This is a genomic window from Candidatus Binatia bacterium (assembly GCA_029243485.1).
Taxonomy (GTDB): domain Bacteria; phylum Desulfobacterota; class Binatia; order UBA12015; family UBA12015; genus VGTG01.
In genome coordinates, this window is sequence record JAQWRY010000003.1 from 204692 (window position 1) to 219509 (window position 14818).

Annotated in this window: 13 protein-coding genes; 12 read left to right on the forward strand and 1 reads right to left on the reverse strand. The window is 65.0% G+C overall.

Annotated features, from left to right (window positions below; all coding sequences use genetic code 11):
• Window positions 1-193: 193 nt before the first annotated feature.
• Genes pilM through P8R42_03085 form a run of 9 tightly spaced genes read left to right on the forward strand, consistent with a single transcriptional unit; the run spans window position 194 to window position 10297 of the window.
• On the forward strand, window positions 194-1306 hold the full coding sequence (gene pilM, locus P8R42_03045; protein ID MDG2303624.1) for a type IV pilus assembly protein PilM: 1113 nt from the start codon (window positions 194-196) through the stop codon (window positions 1304-1306).
• On the forward strand, window positions 1303-1941 hold the full coding sequence (locus tag P8R42_03050; protein MDG2303625.1) for a PilN domain-containing protein: 639 nt from the start codon (window positions 1303-1305) through the stop codon (window positions 1939-1941). The genes pilM and P8R42_03050 overlap by 4 nt, the downstream gene beginning before the upstream one ends.
• The gene (gene pilO / locus P8R42_03055; protein MDG2303626.1) at window positions 1938-2558 is read left to right on the forward strand and encodes a type 4a pilus biogenesis protein PilO; all 621 of its coding nucleotides are present in this window, start codon (window positions 1938-1940) and stop codon (window positions 2556-2558) included. The genes P8R42_03050 and pilO overlap by 4 nt, the downstream gene beginning before the upstream one ends.
• Window positions 2555-3031, forward strand: a complete 477-nt coding sequence (locus P8R42_03060) for a pilus assembly protein PilP (protein ID MDG2303627.1) — start codon at window positions 2555-2557, stop codon at window positions 3029-3031. The genes pilO and P8R42_03060 overlap by 4 nt, the downstream gene beginning before the upstream one ends.
• A complete protein-coding gene (gene pilQ / locus P8R42_03065) occupies window positions 3028-5430 on the forward strand; it encodes a type IV pilus secretin PilQ (GenBank protein ID MDG2303628.1) in 2403 nt (800 codons plus the stop codon). The genes P8R42_03060 and pilQ overlap by 4 nt, the downstream gene beginning before the upstream one ends.
• A 36-nt stretch (window positions 5431-5466) precedes the next feature.
• The gene (locus P8R42_03070; GenBank protein ID MDG2303629.1) at window positions 5467-6000 is read left to right on the forward strand and encodes a shikimate kinase; all 534 of its coding nucleotides are present in this window, start codon (window positions 5467-5469) and stop codon (window positions 5998-6000) included.
• On the forward strand, window positions 5997-7085 hold the full coding sequence (aroB, locus tag P8R42_03075) for a 3-dehydroquinate synthase (GenBank protein MDG2303630.1): 1089 nt from the start codon (window positions 5997-5999) through the stop codon (window positions 7083-7085). Before P8R42_03070 ends, aroB begins: the two co-directional genes overlap by 4 nt.
• Window positions 7086-7142: 57 nt before the next feature.
• Window positions 7143-7766 carry a hypothetical protein gene (locus P8R42_03080; protein MDG2303631.1) on the forward strand — a complete coding sequence of 208 codons (624 nt, stop codon included), beginning with the start codon at window positions 7143-7145 and terminating at the stop codon, window positions 7764-7766.
• A gap of 47 nt (window positions 7767-7813) precedes the next feature.
• Window positions 7814-10297: a hypothetical protein gene (locus P8R42_03085; protein ID MDG2303632.1), complete on the forward strand. Its 2484-nt coding sequence runs from the start codon at window positions 7814-7816 to the stop codon at window positions 10295-10297.
• A gap of 71 nt (window positions 10298-10368) precedes the next feature.
• Here P8R42_03085 and P8R42_03090 read toward each other — a convergent pair whose 3' ends face one another.
• Window positions 10369-10791, reverse strand: a complete 423-nt coding sequence (locus P8R42_03090; GenBank protein ID MDG2303633.1) for a hypothetical protein — start codon at window positions 10789-10791, stop codon at window positions 10369-10371.
• A 107-nt stretch (window positions 10792-10898) separates the two neighbouring features.
• On the opposite strand from P8R42_03090, the gene aroQ reads away from it, so the two are divergent.
• From aroQ to P8R42_03105, 3 genes are all read left to right on the forward strand, one after another.
• Window positions 10899-11402 (forward strand): type II 3-dehydroquinate dehydratase, encoded by a 504-nt coding sequence (gene aroQ, locus P8R42_03095; protein ID MDG2303634.1) that lies wholly within the window; start codon window positions 10899-10901, stop codon window positions 11400-11402.
• 90 nt (window positions 11403-11492) lie between these two features.
• On the forward strand, window positions 11493-13745 hold the full coding sequence (locus P8R42_03100; GenBank protein MDG2303635.1) for a DUF3604 domain-containing protein: 2253 nt from the start codon (window positions 11493-11495) through the stop codon (window positions 13743-13745).
• Between the two features lie 29 nt (window positions 13746-13774).
• Window positions 13775-14737, forward strand: coding sequence for an SGNH/GDSL hydrolase family protein (locus P8R42_03105; protein MDG2303636.1), 963 nt, complete (start codon window positions 13775-13777; stop codon window positions 14735-14737).
• Window positions 14738-14818 lie beyond the last annotated feature (81 nt).

The following is a 14818-nucleotide window of genomic DNA, read 5'->3' on the forward strand; positions in this document are numbered from 1 at the left end:
CGATTTCTACAACTTGGAGTTGATACGATCGATCAAACCTTTAGCGAGTTCATGCGGGGGGGCTGATTGACTCCACCCCGCCCGGGGGCCATCTTAATCGTTGGCCGCCGGTTGTGGGACGGGCGGTGACTCAGGTGGTGCCGCCAGGGGACTGGGCTTTTTCTGGATTGTGGGCGGCCCGAGGTGGGGTGCGGTGGCTTGGAGCGGAAGAACTCGGAAGGCCGGTAGGTTTGGCGGCCTCGGTACGGCTTGGTCCAAGCTGACCGGGCGCGGTGCAGGCAGCTACATTGCGCTTGACGTCGGCGCGAGCTCGGTGAAACTCCTGGAGGTGCGCGGTCCGGGTGGGAGCCCCGAGATCGTCCGCGCCGGGATGGCGCCAGTGCCGGAGGGGGCGCTGCAGAACAACACCGTCCAGGACATCGTCGCGGTGTCCGAGGTGATTCGTCGCCTCGTCGACGGGTTGGGCGTCACGGCCCGTCAGGTCGTCACGGCAGTGCCGGGTCCTTCGGTAATCATCAAGAAGGCGCGTCTCGCACTTCGGCCGGATGAAGATCTGGAATCACTACTCATGATCGAGGCCGTGAACTTTATCCCGGAGAATATCGAGAACGTCAGCCTCGACTACCAGGTCCTGAGCCACGAAGAGTCTGAGGCCGAGGTGCTGCTCGTTGCCGTTCGTAAGGACATCCTGTCCGGCTTCACGATGGCGATCACGGACGCAGGTCTCGAGCCGGCCATCGTTGACGTCGACTACTTCGCGCTCGAGAACATGTACGAGCTGAACTACGACAATGGCCCCGACGACGTCGTCGCACTGATCAACGTCGGCTCGCGCTACTCGTCGATCAACATCGTAAAGGGTGGCGTCTCAGCGACGACCGGTGACGTTCAGGCCGGCGGCGGAGCAATCACCGACGCTCTCGTTTCGAGTCTCGGTCTCTCTTACGACGATGCGGAGCGGGCGCAGTGGGGCGAGTCGATGGGCGCCGAGATGGATCTGAAGATCCGAATGGTTCTGGAACGCGGCGTCGCGGAGTTGGCTGACGCCATCAATCAGTCGCTCCGCTTTCTTTGGCGTACCGCAAGCGACGAGCCGCTTCACTCGGTGTTCGTCACCGGCGGTGGTTCGCGTGTGCCGGGCTTGGTGGAGAGCCTTTCCGCCCGGCTCGAGGCTCCGGTCGAGATCGCAAATCCCTTCAACCGAGTGCAGATCAACCGTTCTCTGGACATGGTCGCCCTCGAGGAAATGGCCCCATCGCTCGGGGTGGCGGTAGGCCTGGGCACGCGCCGACCGGGTGACGCATGATTCGCGTCAATCTCGTTCCTCAGGATGAGGCCCGTCGGCAGGCGGCTCGGCGGCGCGACCAGCAGGCCGGAATTCTGGTCGCGGTTCTCCTCGTCGGTCTGATCGGGGTGGCCGAGTTTTTCACGCGCGGCGATGCGAGCGAAGTGCAGCGTGAGGCTGATCTCTATCAGGCGCAGCTCGCTGATCTGACCAAGAAGTACCAGGAGACGGTCCTCCTCGAGCGCAGGCAGTCCGAGCTCGAAGCGAAGCTCAAGACGATTGATGTACTCGAGCGTCAGCGTCGGGGGCCGGTGCACGTTCTGGCGGACTTGGGGGATGCGACTCCCGAGAAGCTCTGGCTGACGGAGATGCGTGAGGCCGGTGGCGCCGCTACGTTGTCGGGACGTGGCCTCGACAACCAGACCGTCGCTCTTTTCATGCGGAACCTCGAAGATTCGCCGTACTTCTCCAACGTGGAACTCGTCGAGACCAAACAGGTGGAAGACGGGCAGGCGAAGCTGAAAGAGTTCGCGATTCGCTCGAGCGTGATCTACGGCGGGCGGCATCCGAAGGCGGAGGCGCCCGCTGCGGATGAGAAGAAGGCCGAGGCCGAGGAGAAGACCGCGGCAACGGATGCCGAGGGGGCGTCGTCGTGAATCAGATCTCGGAGTTCTTCGACAACCTCGAGCCGAGCCGAAAGCTCGCGATCGTGATCGCGGTGCCGATCCTCATCTTGCTCGCCTACTACGTGTTCATGCTCGGGCCCCGCATGTCGCGCACGGCGGGCCTGCGCGAGCGCATCGGCGAGATGCTGGAGGAGAGGGACCGCAAACAGATCGAGACCGCGCGTTTTGCGGACCGGGAGCAGCAGGTCGCCGAGTTGGACCGGAAGCTCCAGACGGCAATCACGCGCCTGCCCGACGAGAAGGAGATCCCCGAGCTTCTGAGTAGCATCTCTTCGCTCGGGCGAGACTCCGGCCTCGACATCCTGATCTTCCGCCAGAAGCCCGAGGGCTATCAAGAGTTCTACGCGGAGGTGCCGGTGGATATGCAGGTGCGCGGGACCTACCACCAAGTCGCGTCGTTCTTCGATGAGGTGGCCAAGCTCGATCGCATCGTGAACGTCTCGAACATCGTCTTAAGGGATCCCAAGATCGCCGACGATGACCTCCTGCTCGAGGCGAACTCCACCGTCACGACCTTCCGGTTCCTCTCGGACAAAGAGCGCGAGCGTCTGATCGAGCAAAAGAAGATTAAAGGAGAGAAGAGGTGAGGAAGTCCGCGGTATGGCTGCTCGCACTGGCACTCACGGCCGCCAGTTCGACGGCGCTGCCGGCGGTGCGTGCGCAAACGATTGGGAGTATGCCCGGTGCCGGCGACGGCGACGGCTACGAATACGACCCGACGGGCAAACGCGATCCCTTCCGGCCTCTCTCCCTCATTCGGGAACCGAATCGTGCGCGAGCCGAGCCACTGACGCCGCTCGAGCGTTACGAGCTCGGTCAACTTCGCCTAGTCGGTGTGGTGCATCAGCTCACGCCGCCGAGGGCGATGGTCGAAGATAGTGCAGGGCTCGGGTTCATTCTGACGCCCGGGACGCCTGTCGGGCCGAACGGTGGGGTCGTAACGCAGATCCGACCGCGAGAGGTTGTGGTGGAGGAATGGCATACGGACGTGATTGGCCAGGAGCATCGCACGGAGCACGTGCTGGAGCTTCCGGCCGACGAGGATGGGCCGGTTCGATGAGGGCAATTTGCCTCATCGTGCTGGTCGCTCTCACCTACGGGTGTGCGGCGCAGAGGCCGCAGCCCGAGATCGTGGGTCGTGAGTACAAGACTCGCATCAGTGGAGACGGTGTGGTCGACGCGGAGGATTCAGTGGCGACGCTCGAGGACACGACGGATTACGGTTCTTACAGGGACGCCCGTAGCGCCTCGGCCGAGATCAACAGCATGCTCGCAGAGCCGCCGGGATTCGCCGAAGAGCACCAGCTCCGTGTTCTCGAAGTTGCGCGGGCCGGCGGACCGAACGGCACACGGGTTGTCGTGCAGCTTTCGCGAAGTCCGGTGGATTGGAAGTTCAGTGAGCTCTCCGATCCGCCTCGCTGCATGGTGGACGTTTACGCGCCGACGGCCGACGACTTCGGTCCTCGGTCGGTCGAGACTGGCGATCCGCTCGCACCTCGTGTGCGTGTCGGGCACTACCCCGATCGTCTTCGTCTGGTCGTCGATCAGTCGCCGGCGATGGCGGGGGCCTGCTCGGTCACGTTCGAGGACAGTGCGGTCGTCGTCGCTCTGGGCGGCAGCACCGGTGGTGCGACTGCGATCGATCTCTGGGAGGCGTATGACGTCCCGCTGGGTGCGCACGCGCATGCGGCACACACGTTGGCCGTGGCATCCGGAGTCACACCGCCTGCGCCGCCTCTCCCCGAGGCGATGGCTGCAGCGCCCATGCCTCCGAAGCCGGTGCCGGCCGATCTCGGGGAGCCGTACGCTGCTGCTCCGCCTCTTCCGAACCCGGGCCCGGCGGGCCCTCCGGGCGATCAGGCGAGTCTGAAGATGCCGCCTCCGCCGCCGGATAACCGCTACGGTGCGCCGTCGCCGGCCGGGGATCAGATCATCGATGGCGATGGGGCCGCGGCACCGCGACGGAAGATCTACAGCGGGCGACGGATTTCGCTCGAGTTCAAAGACGCCGACATCTTGAACGTCCTGCGGATCATCGCGGACGTCGCGCACCGCAACATCGTCGCGACCGATGATGTCACGGGTCGCGTCACGATCGTTCTCTACGATGTGCCTTGGGATCAGGCGCTCGAAATCCTGTTGAAGTCGACCGGCCTCGAACTGGTCGAGTACGACGACGTGATCACGGTCTCGACCGCGAAGCGGCTCGAGGAGGAGCGCAAGGCGCGTCTCGCGGCACAGATCGCGGGTCGTCGTCTCGAGCCTCTCCAGACCGCGTACCTCAGGGTCAACTACGTGAAGGCGCGTGACCTGGCGGAGCTTCTGCGCGGGAATCCGACCACGTCTTCCGCCGGTGCGATGACCGCGGGAGATCTCGCCGGGCAGTCGGCCGGACAGCGCCGCGGTCTGCTCTCGGGGCGCGGTACCGTCATGACGAACGACGCGACGAATAGTCTGATCGTTCGTGACATCTCCGATGGTATCGCGAACTCGCGTGAGTTGGTGCGTCGGCTCGACGTACAGACGCCACAGGTCGCGATCCAGGGGCTCATCTTCGAGGCCGATACCGACATCGGTCGGGATCTCGGCGTTCGTTGGGGCGCGAGTTACATCGCGAGCCCCGAGACGGGCAATCCCACGGGTAAGAACTTTCCGGGCCGGGTCGCGGTTGGTGGTGCGGGGCCGCGAAACACGGTCGAGGGTGAGGATGGCGCGACCGCCGGAAGCCCGATCCTGGTCGACTTCCCGGCTGCGGGTATTGCCGCCGGCGCGGGCAGTACGCTTGGCCTGGTGCTCGGATCCCTCGATGGAAGTTCGCAGATTGATGCCCAGGTCACTGCGATCGAGCAGGCCGGTAAGGGTAAGGTGATCTCGCGTCCGAAGGTGATCACGCTCAACAATGCAGAGGCGGAGATCCAGAGCCTCGAGATCCTCCGCGTACGGCTGCCGTCTACGGGCACGGTCATCAACACCGGCGCCGGTGGCAGTGCGGGTGGGAACACGGCGGCCACTCAGGCGATCGATACCGGAATCATCCTGCGGGTCACGCCGCAGGTGTCGAACGACGGCTACATCCTGTTGCAGATGTTCGTGAAGTCCAGCGTGCCGAGTTCTGCGAAGACCGACGACATCCCGAACGAGATCAGCCGCCAGGCGACCTCGCAGGTTCTGGTGCGCGACGGTGAGACCGTCGTCATTGGTGGCGTCTATCGCCAGCAGGCGAGCCAGGCGGAGAGTGGCGTACCCTGGCTGAAGGACATCCCCATCTTGGGATGGCTCTTCAAGAACCGTTCGACTCAGGACCGTCGCCAAGAGCTCTTGGTCTTCATTACGCCGCGCGTCGTGTGGCGGACGGTGCAGCCGGGAGCCTTGCCGAGCGCGGCGAAGCTCTGGCAGGAGCGCGACAAGAGCGCCTACCAGGTCCTGGATCCGAACCCGATCTCGGCGATCCCGGGCTGAGCCCTTCACTCGCGCACGGGATATGATGTTGGAGTGATGAGAATCGTGTTGGCTGGTTTCATGGGAACGGGGAAGAGTGCCGTCGGTCGAAGGTTGGCCGACCGCCTGGGTCTCCCGTTCGTCGATCTCGACTCGTGGATCGAGGAGCGGGCGGGGATGCCCGTGCGCGAAGTCTTCGCCCAGCAGGGGGAAGCGGCCTTTCGTGCGATCGAGAAGCGGGTGGTGCGCGATGCGTGTGCCCTTGATGAAGCCGTGATTGCCGCCGGCGGTGGAGCGGTGGTGGACGACGAGAACCGCGAGGCCCTCGCGGACGGCGGCCTTCTATTTTGTCTCGTCGCGAGCCCGGAGGCGGTTCTTCGCCGGGTGGGCTTGAAGGTGAAGGACCGTCCCATGCTGGCGGGCCATTCGGATCTCGTCGCACGGATTCGGGATCTCCAAGCCGAGCGGGAACCGGCCTACGCGCGGATTCCGCGCCAGATCGACACGTCGGATCTCGATCTCGAACAGGTCGTGCGCGCCATCGAGACGGCGATCGATGCTGCCGCGAATGGGCAAGGAGCATCCTCTTGAGCGACCTTCAGCCCATCACGGTCGAGCTGCGTGACCGCTCGTACGACATTCAGGTTGGGATCGATTCGCTCGGGCGAATCGGCGAGTGCCTCGCGCCGTTGCTGCGAGGGAAGAAGATTGCACTCATCACCGACCCGGTCGTCGAGCCGCTGTACGGACGCCGTGTACGCGATTCCCTGAGAGACGCCGGCTTCACGGTTGCGCAGGTGACCGTGCCGACCGGGGAGCAGCACAAGAATCTCGGCGAGTTGGAGCGCGTCCACGAGGAACTCGCGTGCGCGCGCCTCGAACGGTCGTCGACGCTGGTCGCGCTGGGCGGCGGTGTGATCGGCGACCTCACCGGCTTCGCCGCGTCGAGTTTTCTACGCGGCATCGATGTCGTGCAGGTCCCGACGACTCTCCTGGCCCAGGTCGATTCGTCCATCGGTGGCAAGACCGGCGTGAATCTGAAGGCCGGCAAGAACCTGGTGGGTGCCTTCCACCAGCCGCGCTTCGTTCTGGCGGACGTCGAGACGCTCGCGTCTCTTCCGGTGCGCCAACTTCGCGCGGGCATTGCCGAGGTCGTGAAGTACGGCGTGATACTCTCGGACGAGCTCTTCGGGTTCCTGGAGGCAAGAGCTGACGCGATTCTGGCGCTCGACCGCGAGATCCTGGCGGAGGTCGTGCATCGGTGTGCCGCCGCCAAGGCGCGCGTGGTGATGGAAGACGAGAAGGAAGGCGGCCTCCGGGCGATTCTGAACTTCGGCCATACGCTGGGCCACGCCGTAGAGGCATTGACCAAATACCAGCGTTTTCTCCACGGAGAAGCCGTGGCCATCGGGATGGTTTTCGCGGCGAAGCTGTCGGCGGTCCGGCACGGGTTTCCCGCGCCAGACGCGGCCCGGGTGGCCGGGCTTCTGGAACGCTTCGGGCTGCCGATAGTCATTCCGGAGGAGTTGGACCGCGGGGATTTGGCCCGGGCCATCGAGACTGACAAAAAACGACAAGAGGACAGAGTGAAGTTTGTTTGCGTCGAGCGGATCGGCAAGACGCGGTTCGAGCTTCTCTCGACGAGTGAGATCGAGGACTCGCTTCGTGCAGCCTGAGTTTGCCCGAAGCGGAGCGGTGGGGAGGGAGTTGTAATGCGGATAGGGATCGAAAGAGTGGGGCTTGGGTTGGTGGTGCTGGCGACGGTGGGCCTTCTGGGCTGCGGTGGTTCGGGCGGCGCCGACGGCAACAACGATCAGGGGATCGTGTTTCGCGCAGTGAGCTTCGTAAAGGGCCCCGCGTCGATCGACACCGACCAGATTCGGTGCACGGAGCCGACGACGCAGAACGCGATCATCGACTCGTCGTTCGTCATCGAGCTCGACCGGACCAGCTTCTTCCCGGACGAGAACGACCCGTTCGGGAATCCGTGCGGTGGCTACCTCGCGCTCGAGAACCATCTCTCGACGCAGGCTGTGAACGTGCAGGAGATCGTCGTAGCCTACGAGATCCCCGGCGCAGGAATCACGCCGCCGGAGAACTCGATTTCCTTCGGGCTTCGAATCAACTCGGCCTCGTCTCAGGACGAGTCGTCGAGCGGACAGCCGAACCTGGCCTACGCGAAGCTCCTCGGCCAGATGATCCCGGAACAGATGATATCTTGGCTCGAGGTCAATCGGAACAACCTGCCCGGAGAGCCGTACTCGATGAACGCGTTCTTCCGGGCGAAGGGCCAGTCTGACAGCGGCACGCGCTATACGTCGAACGAGATCGGCTACCAATTTACGATCACGAGGTGACCCGGCGGTTGCGGTACCAATTCGCGCCGAGGGCCGGGGAGGAAGCCATGAGAAGGTATGTGGGGTGGAGTGGAGCGGTGGGGCTAGCGGTCTTGAGTGCCGCCTTGCTCGCGAGTTGTGGTGGGGGCACCAATAGTACGAACTCGGAGCCGGCAACGCGGACGCCGCAGTTCGTGCTCGATCCGGTTGGTACGACGTCCAACACGGGAAGCCTCACCATGGGTGTTTCCAAGGCGGGACTGGATGCGAACCGGGCGGACCGAATCGTGGTCTTCGCACAGTTGCTAGACCCGCAGCGTCGACCGCTGGTCGGTGTTCCGGTCGGGTTCACGACGGATTTTCCGGATTCGTCCTTCATTCCGGACCGGACGCCACCCGATGGCGTCACGCAGGACGGTTTCCCCGCGAGTTCCGCGCTCACGGATGGCGACGGTATCGCACAGATCACGGTCGTCGCTCCGAGTGAGCCCGGCCGCATGGCGATCGTCGCGGCGACGGCGCGAAATCTGCGTCTGTCCGGTCTCATCTTCGTGAACGTCTACGACGTCGGTTTCATCCCCGGGGACGACGGCATACTCGCCGTCATCCCGGTCGAGATCAAAGTGACCGATCCGAGCACCGGTTCGCGGCTTCAGTTCGTGGTCATCGGGGGCATCCCGTTCACCGCCCAGAACCAGCCGCCCGCTTCGGCGGCGGTCGAGCCCGACGTGGGCTTCGTGTTCGCGGACCTGGAGTCTCCGGCGATGGAGACGCCGCCGTTCATTATACAGAATTTCAATAGCGGGATCGGCGTGGCCGACCTGGTCTTCAATGGTCGCTTCCCGGCCTCGGTGCTCTATACGCTCGGGGGTCGAGTCGCGGGCGCTCACACGTTCGGACTCATCGATGCGGCGGGCCAAGCCGCGACCGGCACGGTCACGGTCGAGTTCACCGGACTCGTTATCACGCCGGAGACGGCATCGATCGAAGTCGGCCAGTCGCAGGCCTTCTCTCTCACCGGCGGTGTCCCGCCGTACAACTGTATCCCGAGCGGTGGCGTTCTGACGCCGACGACCATCCCGGAACGTGGCGGCACGACGGTCTTCACTCCCGACGCGATCCTTCGTGAGGGCACCTTTACGATTCTCTGTACGGACCAGAGCGGTCAGACCATCTCTGCGGCCGTTTCAATCACGCCTCTCCCGGCGGCGAGCCCCGGAAGCACGGCTGGACCGGTCGTGACGCCGACGCCGGCCCGCGAGGCGGAGCGAGTCGAAGTTTCGGCTACCCCGCCGACGCTGAACGGACCCGACGGAGGCACGTCGACCATCACGGCGCGCGTCCTGGATCAGAACTTCGACCCGCTCGCGGGGGTTCCGGTGATCTTCACCCTGCCGGGCCAGAGCGGGGATCCGACGCCGACGGTTCCGTCTATCGGGACCACGACCGGGGTCAGTGACGGCAACGGCCAGGTCTCCACGATCCTCACAGTGCCGACCGGTACGGCGCCACAGTTCCTCACGATCTCGGCCGAAACCGACAATGGTAAGGTTGGCAGCGCTCAGGTCGGGATCACGTCGCAGACGACGACGCCGTCGGGCGATCCCGCGAGGATCTCCGCGGCGATCCTTCGTAACGATGCCTGTCAGCTGAACCAGGATGGGTCGTACACGGCGATTATCTCGGCATTGGTCAGCGACGACAACGGTAACCCCGTGACCACGGGTGTCGCGGTCAAGTGGGGGCCGGTGACGCCCGCCGCCTTCGCTGATGTCATCAGCGAGAGCTTTACGAATGCCGAGGTCCCGTGCTCGGTCGATCAGTACCGCGCCGGGTGCAGCGACCTCGGGTTGCTGCTCAGTATTTCCCCGCAACCGGGTACCGCGACGACGTGCTTCACGTACGATGCGGATCGCGGCGGTCAGGCGGCGAGTGTCGTCGCGACGGTCGCGGGCACGTCGATCACCACGTCGACAAACTTCACCATGCCAGCTCCGGTGGTGGAGCCGACGCCGAGCCCGGCGCCGCCGGTCACGACTCCGACGCCGGCACCCCCGAGTGTCGTGCCGAACTTCGCGGCTCTCGATGTGGGTAAGACGCAGGTCTTCGCGGTCAGCGGTGGCGTGGCTCCGTACACGGTGAGCGCAAGTGGTGGAACGGCAACGCCGACCACCGTGCCGTCGTCCGGGTCGACCTTCAGCTACCTCGCGACGACCCCGGGCAACTTCACCATCCTGGTCAGTGATTCAAACGGTCAGGTGACGAGCGCCGCGGTGAACAATACCGCCGGCTCGATCATCCAGGTGGACAAGACGGGTCCGCTGGGGGTCGCGTTCTCCGCAGTGGAGACCGTGACGATCACGGGCGGTGGTGCGCCGCCGTACGCGATCACGCTCACGGGCGGCCTCGGTGGCTCGATCACCGGGAGTCCGCTCCCGGCTCCCGGTTCGTTCGACTACAACGCCCCGGCGAGCCCGACCTCCGGCCAGATCCTGATCACCGACAGCGCCGCTTCGCCGAACACGCTGTCGATCAGCGTCTTCGTCCCTTAGTCGGAAGGCTCTGAAACGAATGCGCCCCGAGGCTCACCGAGCCCCGGGGCGTATTTCGTTTGGCGGCTGGTTCAGGCTGCGGCGGTTTCGTCGTCGGCGAAGATCGCGCCGTAGCCGGTGACGAGGATGGCGATCAGGAAGCCGAACTCGAGGAAGCCGAACGCAGCGACGATCATCTTCCCGCGAACCGGCCACGTCGCCATGTCGCCGTAGAAGATGTAGTGCCAGAGCACGAGGAGTGTCACGACACACTCCACGATCGTGCCGACGACGCCACCCTTTTTGTGGGAAACGTCGACGCAGGTCCATAGCTGGAAGCTCGCGACGGTCAGAATCATCGCGCCGCAGAGGCGAATGAAGAAGGACGAGGGTTCCGAGTACTCCGGGATGCCGAGGAGCTGGAAGGCCTCGAGCGGCAGAAAGAGCATCGGTACGGCCAGCACGAAAAAAGCGATCGTACCCTTCAATGCGAGAACCATCCGTAAACGCGGCATCTCGTGAGGCTAAGCCATCGCCCACATCAGAGCAATGGGCCCCGCATTCGTGGCCTCTCGATTGACGTCGTCCGCCGATGGGGATAGCTCCGGGCGGAGCCGTGGTCATGAAGCGAAACACGAAAAAGACGTCGGGCAAGAAGAAGGTCGTCGCGCTGCGGGCCCCGAAGGTGCTGGTTCTTCACGGACCGAATCTGAACCTGCTCGGAGAGCGGGAGCCGGCGATCTACGGAAGCACGACCCTAGCCGAGATCGATCGATCCCTGGACCAGCTCGGCGCGGACCTGGGCGTCATCGTCGAGACGTTCCAGTCCAACCACGAGGGGGCGCTGATCGATCAGATCCAGAGAGCACGGGGCTCGGTTCGCGCGATCGTGATCAACGCCGGCGGTCTCACGCACACCAGCGTCTCGTTGCGCGATGCCTTGGCGTCGGCCGATGTGCCCGTCATTGAAGTGCACCTCTCGAATCTGCACCAGCGCGAAGAGTTCCGACACCGCTCCCTCATCGCAGGCGTCGCCGTCGGCCAGATCTGTGGACTCGGTGCGGAGAGCTACCTTCTCGGTTTGCGGGCGGCTGCGACCGCGTCCCGCGCCCGCGCCAGGCGCTGAGCGTTCCGGGCTCAGGATCGCAGGAGGTCTCCCGTTGTCGGGCCCCGCTGACCTTGGGTATAGATCCCGAATGCTCGGAGCTCTGAACCGGTGAGGCGCGCCCTTCGAATCCTCGGCTGGACCGCGTTGGGTTTTCTTGCGGTCGCTGTGCTGCTCGTGCTCGTTTCGTGGCCGATCTCAGAAGGGGTGTTCGGCGAACTGTATGACCGCGGTGTCGTCACCACGCAGCCGCAGCCATCGTCGGCCGTCGAGGCGAAGGCCGCTCGGCAGGCTGGTCTCGCTCCGGAGGGAGAGGCGCAGGTCCTCTTCGGGGATCTGCACGTGCATACGACCTTCTCCGCGGATGCCTTCGTGTTTTCGCTGCCCATGTTTCAGGGGGAGGGCGTGCATCCCCCCGCGGACGCCTGCGACTTCGCGCGGTTCTGCGCGGAACTCGACTTCTTCAGCTTGAACGACCACGCCGAGTTCATCACTCCTCGGCAATGGACGGAGACGAAGGCGTCGGTTCGCGAGTGCAACGCGGTGGCCGGCGACGCCGGGGATCCTGACCTCGTCGCTTTTCTGGGCTGGGAGTGGACGCAGTCTGCGAACCCCTTGAAGGCGGATGGCCCGCACTACGGGCACAAGAACGTGATCCTTCTCGGCACCGAGGACGACGAGGTGCCCGTCCGTCCGATCGGCGCCGGAAGCGGTGGCCTGTTCTCGGCTGACGTGCCGGGTGCCGCGTGGGCCGCGTTGCGTGTCGGCATCACCGTACTCGACATGCCGGCGATCGGCCCCTACCTCGACCTCAATCGCTGGGTGCGCGAAGTCCGCGGCACCGAGGATTGCCCGGCGGGTGTTCCGGTCCGAGAGCTCTCGGAAGATTGCTTCGAGGGCGCCTCGAGCCCTGATCTCCTCTTCGCGAAGCTGGATGATTGGGGGTACGAGAGCCTCGTCATTCCCCACGGCACGGCCTGGGGCATTCATGCGCCTAGGGGCTCGTCGTTGGCGCTTCAGCTCGAGCCGGGCATGCAGGATGAGGCGCGGCAGCGGCTGTTCGAAGTCTACTCCGGCCACGGGTCGTCGGAAGTCTATCGCGAACTTCTCGAGTTCTCCGTCGACGAGAATGGAGAGCGAGCGTGCGAACCGCCGAGCGGTGGCTTCCTGCCGTGTTGCTGGCGCGCGGGGGAGATCATCCTGAAACGCTGCGGGAAGGAAGGCCTACCCGAAGCCGAGTGCACCGCCCGCGCGGAACTCGCGCGTGAGTACATGGCGGAGGCGAGCGGGCCGGGGCGCTACAACGTCGTGCCAGGCACGAACGCCGCGGATTGGCTCGAATGCGGGCAACTCCCCGAAGGCTTCCTTCCGGCGTACGAGTACCGTCCGCAGATGAGCGCACAGTACGGCCTGGCGGCGCGGGGCTTCCGACCGGACGGAGGGGTCTCTGCATTCCGCTACGGGCTGATCGGCTCCAGTGACAACCACAAGGCGCGAGCGGGCTCCAGCTACAAGGAGATTGGTCGCAAGGCATTCGGCGATGCCTACGGTCTGAACGACGCGTGGACGGATCTCCTGAGCGGCCCCCAGGAGCCGTCCTCGCAGCCGGTCTCTCCCGGGCCGGGGCTCGGTGGTGCCGCCGATCGCAACGCCTCGTTCTATTACACGGCCGGTCTGGTTGCGGTACACGCGGAGGGCCGAGGGCGCGAGGAGATCTGGAACGCGTTGGACGCGCGGCACGCGTACGGAACCTCGGGAGATCGGATCCTCTTGTGGTTCGACCTGCTGAACGGTCCGATGGAAGCGTCGGTGCCGATGGGTTCGGAAGTCACGATGGGCGAGACGCCGCGCTTCCGGGTGCGGGCGCTCGGTGCCTTCGAGCAGCTGCCGGGCTGTCCCGACTACACCAAGGAACGTCTCTCACCCGAGCGGCTGAAACGGCTGTGCTTGAACGAGTGCTACCACCCGAGCGACGTCCGAAAGCGCATCAACCGAATCGACGTCGTGCGGATCCGCCCGCAGACGTACGAGGGTGAGCCGGTGGGTCCGCTGATTGAAGATCCGTGGCGCAGCTTCGAGTGCGCGGGCGGTCATGACGGCTGCACGGTGGAGTTCGACGATCCCGAGTTCGTGCCCGGGCAGCGAGAGTACGTGTATTACGTGCGGGCGCTGCAGGAGCCGTCGCCCGCGGTGAACGGCGACCCGATGCGGTGCGAGCGCGATGAGGAGGGTGCCTGTGTTCGGTCGAACCCGTGCCCGGCGTCCGGCCCCGACTTCGATCCCGAAGACGAGTGCCTCTCGATGGTGCAGGAGCGCGCCTGGTCCTCGCCGATCTTCGTTCTCCCGGCGACGGGAGCACGGTGAGTTCGCCTCCGCCATCGTCGGGGCGCCGGGTGGGTTCCCGGATCGCGCTCGTCGTCTTCGGAGTTTTGCTCGCCCTGGTTTTGCTCGAGGGGGTGCTGCGCGTCGCGGGGATTGTGTCGTCGCGTGGGAGGACGGTTGCCGGCGCCGATGGGGAAGCGATCATCGTCTTGTGTGTCGGGGACTCGCACACCTGGGGGCGCGGTGAGGGCGTCCCGGCGCGTCTGGCTGAGCGTCTGGCCGAGCGCTCCGGGCAGTACCGGGTGATCAACCTGGGCGTCCCGGGGACCAACACGGCGCAACATCGAAAGCGCTTCGATTCGTATCTGGAAAAATTCGATCCGGCCCTCATCGTGTTCTGGGGCGGCTTGAACAACGTCTGGAATCAGACCGGCTCGGAGGCCTGGGCGGATGCAGGTCACGAGGAGGCTCCGTTCTGGCGTCGTCTCCTCGACGAGATCCGGATCCTTCGTTTCGTACGCGTATGGCGCCACCAGGCGGAATTGAACGAGATCCTCGCGGCCGGTGACGGGTACGTCGTGCCGGAAACCTCCGAAGAGCGAACGCGGTTTCGCAAGGTGCATGCTCGGAAGCTGGGTGGCTCCGAAGACGTCTTCGTAAATACGCGCGACGAGACCGGTGGTGAGTTGGACTCCGAACTCGTGGCTCGGGTCACGGCGGGAGATCTCGCGTGGATGATCAAACGCGCTCGGGAGCGCGGCGTCGCCGTGCTCCCGATCACCTATCCGAACGAGCGGTCGTACTACGGCGGCGTAAACGTCGGCATCCGTTGGGCTGCCAGCGATACCGGTGTGCCGCTGGTCGACGGAACGAGTGCGAAGGTTCGTTTGGAGGAGCGGGGATCGGACGACGGCGGCCCCCCCCCCCGGCTCTTCGACAAGACCGCTCATCCCACGCAGGAACTCTACGATGAGATCGCGGATCTCACCGTCGAGACCATCGACCAGAACGAGCTCCTGCCGGCTGGGCGCTAGTGGAGCGCCGTGGGCATAGAATTGGCGGCAAGATGTTCACTCGATGTCGACGGCAGTGCACTGGTGGCGCGGGCGGCTCGG